At 66.8% G+C, this 6,741-nt stretch carries 8 protein-coding genes; all 8 read right to left on the reverse strand.

All coding sequences use genetic code 11. From position 1 onward, the window contains the following. A partial coding sequence (locus QOC69_RS28570) for a hypothetical protein (RefSeq protein ID WP_526445894.1) occupies positions 1 to 616 on the reverse strand: 616 nt, incomplete at its 3' end. Between the two features lie 113 nt (positions 617 to 729). Next, the gene (locus tag QOC69_RS28575) at positions 730 to 1,212 is read right to left on the reverse strand and encodes a DUF456 family protein (RefSeq protein WP_526445895.1); all 483 of its coding nucleotides are present in this window, start codon (positions 1,210 to 1,212) and stop codon (positions 730 to 732) included. Next, positions 1,209 to 1,922 carry a haloacid dehalogenase type II gene (locus tag QOC69_RS28580; protein WP_526445896.1) on the reverse strand — a complete coding sequence of 238 codons (714 nt, stop codon included), beginning with the start codon at positions 1,920 to 1,922 and terminating at the stop codon, positions 1,209 to 1,211. The genes QOC69_RS28575 and QOC69_RS28580 overlap by 4 nt, the downstream gene beginning before the upstream one ends. Continuing rightward, positions 1,919 to 2,884 (reverse strand): NADPH:quinone oxidoreductase family protein, encoded by a 966-nt coding sequence (locus QOC69_RS28585; RefSeq protein ID WP_526445897.1) that lies wholly within the window; start codon positions 2,882 to 2,884, stop codon positions 1,919 to 1,921. Before QOC69_RS28585 ends, QOC69_RS28580 begins: the two co-directional genes overlap by 4 nt. Positions 2,885 to 2,894: 10 nt before the next feature. Beyond that, positions 2,895 to 3,758, reverse strand: coding sequence for an SDR family oxidoreductase (locus QOC69_RS28590; RefSeq protein WP_526445898.1), 864 nt, complete (start codon positions 3,756 to 3,758; stop codon positions 2,895 to 2,897). 45 nt (positions 3,759 to 3,803) lie between these two features. Continuing rightward, the gene (locus QOC69_RS28595) at positions 3,804 to 5,213 is read right to left on the reverse strand and encodes an aldehyde dehydrogenase family protein (protein ID WP_526445899.1); all 1,410 of its coding nucleotides are present in this window, start codon (positions 5,211 to 5,213) and stop codon (positions 3,804 to 3,806) included. A gap of 76 nt (positions 5,214 to 5,289) precedes the next feature. Then, on the reverse strand, positions 5,290 to 6,225 hold the full coding sequence (locus QOC69_RS28600; protein WP_526445900.1) for a class I SAM-dependent methyltransferase: 936 nt from the start codon (positions 6,223 to 6,225) through the stop codon (positions 5,290 to 5,292). Positions 6,226 to 6,386: 161 nt separating this feature from the next. Next, positions 6,387 to 6,741: TetR/AcrR family transcriptional regulator C-terminal ligand-binding domain-containing protein (locus QOC69_RS28605; protein WP_526445901.1), on the reverse strand; the 355-nt coding region annotated here is incomplete at its 5' end.

Raw genomic sequence — 6,741 nt, forward strand, 5'->3', positions numbered from 1 at the left:
ACTGCGCGTCGCTCAACCCCGCCTCATCGAGGTGGTTTCGATTCCGCCACAGGCGCTTCCCGCCCACCGTGATCGACGGACGCCCTGCGGCCAACGCCTCCTCGGCGGCGGCCAGCCGGGACCGCAACACCGCCAACCGGCGGGTCTTGGCGAACCGTTCGTTGGCCGATCGGTAACCACGACGCCGACGACCCCGACCGCCACGATCCCCAGCACCCGCCGGTGCCGATTCCCCGGGGCGCAGCGCGCACCGTGCCTCCAACACCTCCACGGCGCGCCGCAGATCGCCGACATGAGCGCCAAGAGCACGCATGCCCAGCTGGTATTGGTCTTCCACCGCACGGGTGATCGCCCCCGCCCACCGCGACGACGCCACACCGGTGACCGCCCGCTTGCGCTCGGCCCGCCACCCCGCACGAAACTGCCGATCCAACACGCCCAAGTGCACCCGCCCCGCCAACTCGCCCCGATACACCCCACCCAGGAACGACCCGACCGCACCCAACGCCGCCGCCTCCACCTCGGTCAGGTGAATCCGGGTCCGGATCCGGACACCCGACGGCGGGCCAGCCACCACCGGCGCACCGATCCGCCGCAACCGCACATGCTCACCCACACCCGCATCCTGACAGCCACCACCGACAAACCCGCCCTACGAAGTATCAATCACTACCCCTCAGTATCCAACGACCAGCTGTTAGCCCCCCGCGTGAGAATGCCGGGCGACGGTCAGAAGAACGCGACGGCGACCACCCACACCACCGTTGCGAGTAACCCACCCGCGAGTTCCACCCCGACCGACAGCACGACGCCCTTGATGGCGTGCACCGTCGACGTCCAGGCCAGTCGCTGATCGCGCCGATTCGCCAGTTCGGCGAGGTAGACCCCGAGCACGAAGCCGATCACCAGACCGAGCACTGGAACGACGAAGAAGCCGATGATGCCGAGCACGGCACCGGCGAACAGACTCGAGGTCCTGACGTCGGCACTTCGCATCCGGCGCATCGGCCACAGGTACTTGATCAGCAGGGTGGCCGCCAGCAGTGCCGTGACGATGCCGAGTGTCACCCACGCGACCGTCGTCCGTTCGAAGAAGGCCCACACCGCGATGGCGCCGAACACCAGCACGGTGCCGGGTAGCAACGGAACCAGAATGCCGACCAGTCCGACGGCGATCGCCAGGGCGACCAGGACGATCCCGACGGTGGTCATCGGTCGAGCCCGAGCTGCTCTGCAAGATCGATGAAGTCCTGCGCCGCGACGTCGAACTCGCCGGCCTGCACCGTGGGCAGAGGACGCCCGGGGCCGTGCTCCAATGGTCGCGCCACGTATCCGGTCATCAGGCCCGCCTCTCGCGCCGACCGCAGGTCGCTGAGATGTGCTGCGACCAGCATCAGCTCTCCCGGTTTGACGTCGAGCAGGTCGGCGCAGCCGAGGTAGGCCTCCAGATCGGGCTTGTAGTGGTGGAACAGTTCGGCGGAGATCACGCAGTCCCACGGCAGCCCTGCGCGCTTGGCCATGTTGGTCAGGAGCGACACATTCCCGTTCGACAGTGTCGTGATGAGGAATCGCTCCTTGAGGCGCGTCAGGCCGTCCACGGAGTCCGGCCATGGGTCGAGTCGATGCCACGCGCGGTTGAGGTCGTCGATGTCCGCTTCGGGTACCGAGTCGATTCCGGCTCGATCAAGCAGCCCGTCGAGGATCAGCCGGTGCAGGGCGTCGATCTTCAACCATGGAAGTTCGCCGCGGCGTACCCGGTCCATCGCCGCCGGGTACCCGGCCCGCCAGTCGTCGGCGAACGTCGCCCAATCCTCTGCCAGCCCATGGTTTTCGCCGAACATCTCCAGTTCACCGATGATGCTCGTGCGCCAGTCGACGACGGTGCCGAACACGTCGAAGGCCAGCGCCCGCGGGAGACTCACGGCTCCAGCACGACCTTGCCGCGGACGCCGCCGTTGGCCAGGCTCTCCAGCGCTGCGCGCCCTTCGGACAACGGGTACCGCACGGGCGGCGGCGGCCGCAGCCCCGCATCGATCAGCTTCCCCAGCCCCGCCCCGAACTCCGCCTGCGCACCAGGTGTGCGATTGATGAACTCACCAAGCCCGACGCCGACGACGCTGACGTTACGCAGCAGCAGCCGGTTCACCTTGACCGTCGGAATGCCGCCGCCCGACGCGAAGCCGAGTACCAACAGCCTTCCCTCGGTCGCCAGCACTCGAATCGCGTCGTCGAACGCATCCCCACCGACGGGGTCGACCACGACGTCCACTCCTCGGCCGTCGGTGTGTTCGCGAACGGCGTTGGCCCACCCGTCGGTCAGGGGCAGCACCACGTCGGCACCGAGGGACTCGACGAATTCGATGGCGCCAGGGCGGTGCACCATGGCGATCACCCTGGCGCCCAGCGCCTTTGCGATCTGGATCGCGGCAGTTCCGACCCCACCGGCCGAGCCGAGCACCAGCACCGTCTCGCCGGCACGCAGCGCTGCGCGACGGGCGAGCGCGAAGTACATCGTGTAGTAGTTGCCGAGCAGACACACCGCAGCGCCGTCGTCGATGCCATCCGGCGTCGGCGTCACGCTGCCCGCTGGCACCGCAACCCGTTCGGCCCAGGCACCGAGCATGCTCAATGCCGAAACACGCTGTCCGACCGTGAAACCCGAGTCCGCGGGCGCCGAGCGCACCACCCCCGCGATCTCGGTCCCCGGCACGAACGGCGGGTTGAGCTTCAGCTGGTACTCGCCGCGGATCAGCAACAGGTCGGGGAAGCTGACCCCGGCCGCGCCGACGTCGACGACCACCATGCCGTCACCTGCCACGTCGTCAACGTCGGTGTAGGCCAGTCCCGAGGGTCCGGAAAGCTCCTGTGCGACAAGCGCTTTCACAGGAACGTGCTCAGCCGAGCTTGAAGCTGGCCGACTTCGCGGCCGACAGATCGGTGATCTCGCCCCACTTGCCTGCCACGTCGTCGACCGACGGCACGCTCGAGAACGTCACGCCATCGTTCTGGAACAGCGCGGTGCGCTGCACCTTGCCGCCGCCGACGATGAAGATCGAGTCGGTGTCGGGCAGTTCCTCGGTGCAGAGGTAGGCCACCACCGGCGCGACGTACTCCGGCGTCAGCTTCTCGAAGACCTCCGGCGGCAGGATGTCCTGCGTCATACGGGTGGCCGCGATCGGCGCGACGGCGTTGGTCTTGATGTTGTACTTGGCGCCTTCCTGGGCGAGCGTGTTGATCAGGCCCACCAGGCCGAGCTTCGCGGCGCCGTAGTTGGCCTGGCCGAAGTTGCCGAACAGACCGCTGGTCGACGTCGCGACCACGACCCGGCCGAAGCTCTGCTCGCGGAAGTGCGGCCAGGCGGCCCTGAGCACGTTGTACCCGCCGTACAGGTGAACCTTGAGCACCGAGTCCCAGGCCTCGAACGTCATCTTGTGGAAGGTGCCGTCACGCAGGATGCCCGCGTTGCTGACCACACCGTCGACCTTGCCGAACTCGTCGAGCGCGGTCTTGATGATGTTCTCCGCGCCCTCGGGTTCGGCGACGGAATCATAGTTCGCAACCGCCCGGCCACCCGCCTCTTTGATCTCGGTGACCACCTGGTCGGCCATGTTGTGTCCGGCACCCGTGCCGTCGCGGGAACCACCGAGGTCGTTGACCACCACGCTGGCACCTTCGCGGGCCAGCGTCAGGGCGTACTCACGGCCAAGGCCACCCCCGGCTCCGGTGACGACGATGACGCGATCCTGCACTCCGGGCATTGCGTTCCTTTCCTCAGTGACGAGATTCAGTTGCGTGCCCGGCGGCTAGAAGAGCCTGCGCGCCAGCTTCCACGCCTTCTCTGTATACGGCGGGTAGATCAAGGCGCTCAAGTCGGGTCGGGTTGGCTTGGTCAGCACCGATTTCTTGTGGCTGAACTCCTCGAAGCCGAACCTGCCGTGATAGGCGCCCATGCCGGACGGTCCGACGCCGCCGAACGGCAGCTTGGCGGTGGTGAACTGGAAGAGGAGGTGGTTGACCAGCATGCCGCCCGCCGGCACCTCCTTGATCACCCGTTCCCGGACGCTCTTGGTCTTGGTGAACAGGTAGGCCGCCAGCGGCTTGGGCCTCGAGTTCACGAATTCGATTGCCTCGTCCAGGGATTGGACGGTGACGATGGGCAGAATGGGTCCGAAGATCTCGTCGGTCATCAACGGCTCGCCTGGATCTGGATCGACGACGACGGTTGGCTGAATCTTCATGGACGTCGCATCCGAGCCACCGCCGATCGCAACGGTGCCCTTGGTGGCGGCCAACGATGCGGTGAGTCGGTCGAAGTGGCGCTGGTTGACGATTGGCTTGCCATCCGGGTCGTTGGCCTCGAACGTCGTCACTGCCGCCTTGATCTTGTCGACGAGCTCGTCGCGGATCTTGGCATCGGCCACGACGTAGTCCGGCGCGATGCAGATCTGGCCGGAGTTGACCAGCTTGGTCCACGCGATCCGCTTGGCGGCGACGTCGATGTCGGCGTCGGCCGCCACGATCACCGGGCTCTTGCCGCCCAGCTCGAGCGTCACCGGGGTCAGGTGGGCCGCCGCGCTCTCGTAGACCTTGCGCCCGATCTCGGTACCGCCGGTGAAGCACAACCGGTCGAATCCCTGCGCGATGAGCTCCTGGCTGACCGTGCCGTCACCCTCGATCACCACGATCGCATCCCGGTCCAGATAGCGCGGCACCAACTCCGCCATCAGGGCCGAGGATGCGGGCGACACCTCCGACGGCTTGAGTACGACGGCGTTTCCTGCGGCGATGGCTCCGACGGCAGGCCCAAGCGTCAACGCGAACGGGAAATTCCAGGCACCGATGATCAGCACGGTGCCGAACGGCTCGTACTCGATCCAGCCGCGGCCCGGCAGCTGCGAGAACTCCAGCCGCCGGTGCTTGCGGCGCATCCACTTGCCGACGTTCTTGGCGGCGTCGTGGGCCTCGCTCGCGGTGCTGGCGATGTCGGCCAGCCACGCCTCGAACGGCTTGCGGCCGAGATCCTTCTCGAGCGCGTCGGCGATGGCGGGTTCGTTCTCGACGACCAGTTTCTCCAAGGCCTGCAGCTGCTGTTTGCGCCACGCGACATCTCGGGTACGGCCGGTGGCGAAGGTCTTCCGCAACCCCGCGACGACGGCGGGAATGTCGACCGCCAGTGCGGCGGAGCTGGGCGGAGCTGACGCTTCTGTAGTCATGAGGAGTCCTTCCTGACCCGAGGAACACCCGAATCCTAACCAACCAGCTGGTTGGCGAACAGGCCCCCGGATCGAGTCAGGACTTCTCGGCGACGACGAACGTGGAGAACGTTTCGGACGCCGCGTCCTCGGTAGGAAGCACCCAGCGGTCCAGCCGACGCATCTCGTCGACGGAACGCACGCAGGAAGCCGACCAGCCGTGCTCGTTCAACCACTCGGTGACGTCGGCACGGGCGGGGTCGTCGTACATCAACTCCTGGATGTTCATCGCGCTCTGCGTCCCGAACCGCTCCGCGATGCGCTCGAACCGCTGCCGCATCTCCTCGCGACGGCCGGCGGAGATAACCCCGGCCGTCTCGACGGCGACGCGACTGCCCGGGGCGCTGAGCTCTGTGGCCTGGTCGAACAGCCGGTCCTGAGCGTCGGCGGGTAGGTACATCAACAGGCCTTCGGCGAGCCAGGCGGTCGGAACGGACGCGTCGAAACCGGCTTCCCGCAACTCCTTCGGCCAGTCGTACCGCAAGTCCTGCGGCACGTGGCGCAACACAGCCGACGCCTGGACGGCGTGGTCGGCGAGCGTGGCGGCCTTGTACTCGAGCACCTTGGGCTGGTCGATCTCGTAGACGACCGTGCCGACAGGCCAGTCCAGCCGGTACGCGCGCGAGTCCAGGCCGGACGCCAGGATGACGATCTGACCGATGCCCGCCGCCGTCGCCTTGGCGAAGTAGTCGTCGAAGAAGTGCGTGCGCACGGCCTGGTAGTTGCCCATGTGCTCGAATATCGCGGCGGCCTCTGGGTCGACCTCCGCGACCTTGTCCACGAAACCGCCGTCGAGCACGAACTCCCAGACACCGGTGCCCGCGCCTGCCACCAGAATCTTGGCGTACGGGTCGCGGATCAGCGGGGCGTCGCGGTCGGTCTCACCAGCTCGGGCGGCCGCCACCATCACCGCGGTTGATCCGACGCTGGTCGCGATGTCCCAGGTGTCGTCGTGGGTGCGCAGTGAACTCATCGTGTCGTTCCATCGAATCTGGCGCGCAAGCGCATGGGAATGAAAGTCATGTCGTTCGCCATACTACCGAAAAAGTTAGCCTAGCTATACGGCTGCGTGCGCCACGTCACGCCGAGGGGCTGTGGATGCCTACGGGGAGTTGCTGGGCGGATGGCGCCGAGTTACTCCGCGAGTTTCCACAACTTGTTCGCCAAAAGCAGCTCGAGCTTCTCCACGATGATGGTCAGCTCGTCGTGGCCACCGACATAGCCCGCGTAGAAGCCCATCCCCCACATCACCGCGATCAGCATCTCGACGAGCGTCGCGACGTCGGTTTCGGTGGTGAGTTCGCCGCGCTCGATCGCATCGGTGATCGCCCACGTCACGAACGCGCGGGACGTCTTCAGAGAGTTGTGCTCGTCGCGGCTGAGCTCGGGATGCCGTTGCGACTCCAATACCGAGGTGACCAGGAAGGCAGCGGCCGAACGATCGCGGGATTCGGCCTGCATCGCGGCCGAGAAGAAGGCCGACAGCCGC

It is taken from the genome of Mycobacterium sp. (assembly GCF_032162105.1).
Classification (GTDB): domain Bacteria; phylum Actinomycetota; class Actinomycetes; order Mycobacteriales; family Mycobacteriaceae; genus Mycobacterium.

Bases quoted from the DNA above. Each gene is read 5' to 3' on its own strand.
- QOC69_RS28595 (WP_526445899.1), bottom strand. From the start codon at position 5,213: ATGACTACAGAAGCGTCAGCTCCGCCCAGCTCCGCCGCACTGGCGGTC.
- QOC69_RS28575 (WP_526445895.1), bottom strand. From the start codon at position 1,212: ATGACCACCGTCGGGATCGTCCTGGTCGCCCTGGCGATCGCCGTCGGA.
- QOC69_RS28590 (WP_526445898.1), bottom strand. From the start codon at position 3,758: ATGCCCGGAGTGCAGGATCGCGTCATCGTCGTCACCGGAGCCGGGGGT.
- QOC69_RS28600 (WP_526445900.1), bottom strand. From the start codon at position 6,225: ATGAGTTCACTGCGCACCCACGACGACACCTGGGACATCGCGACCAGC.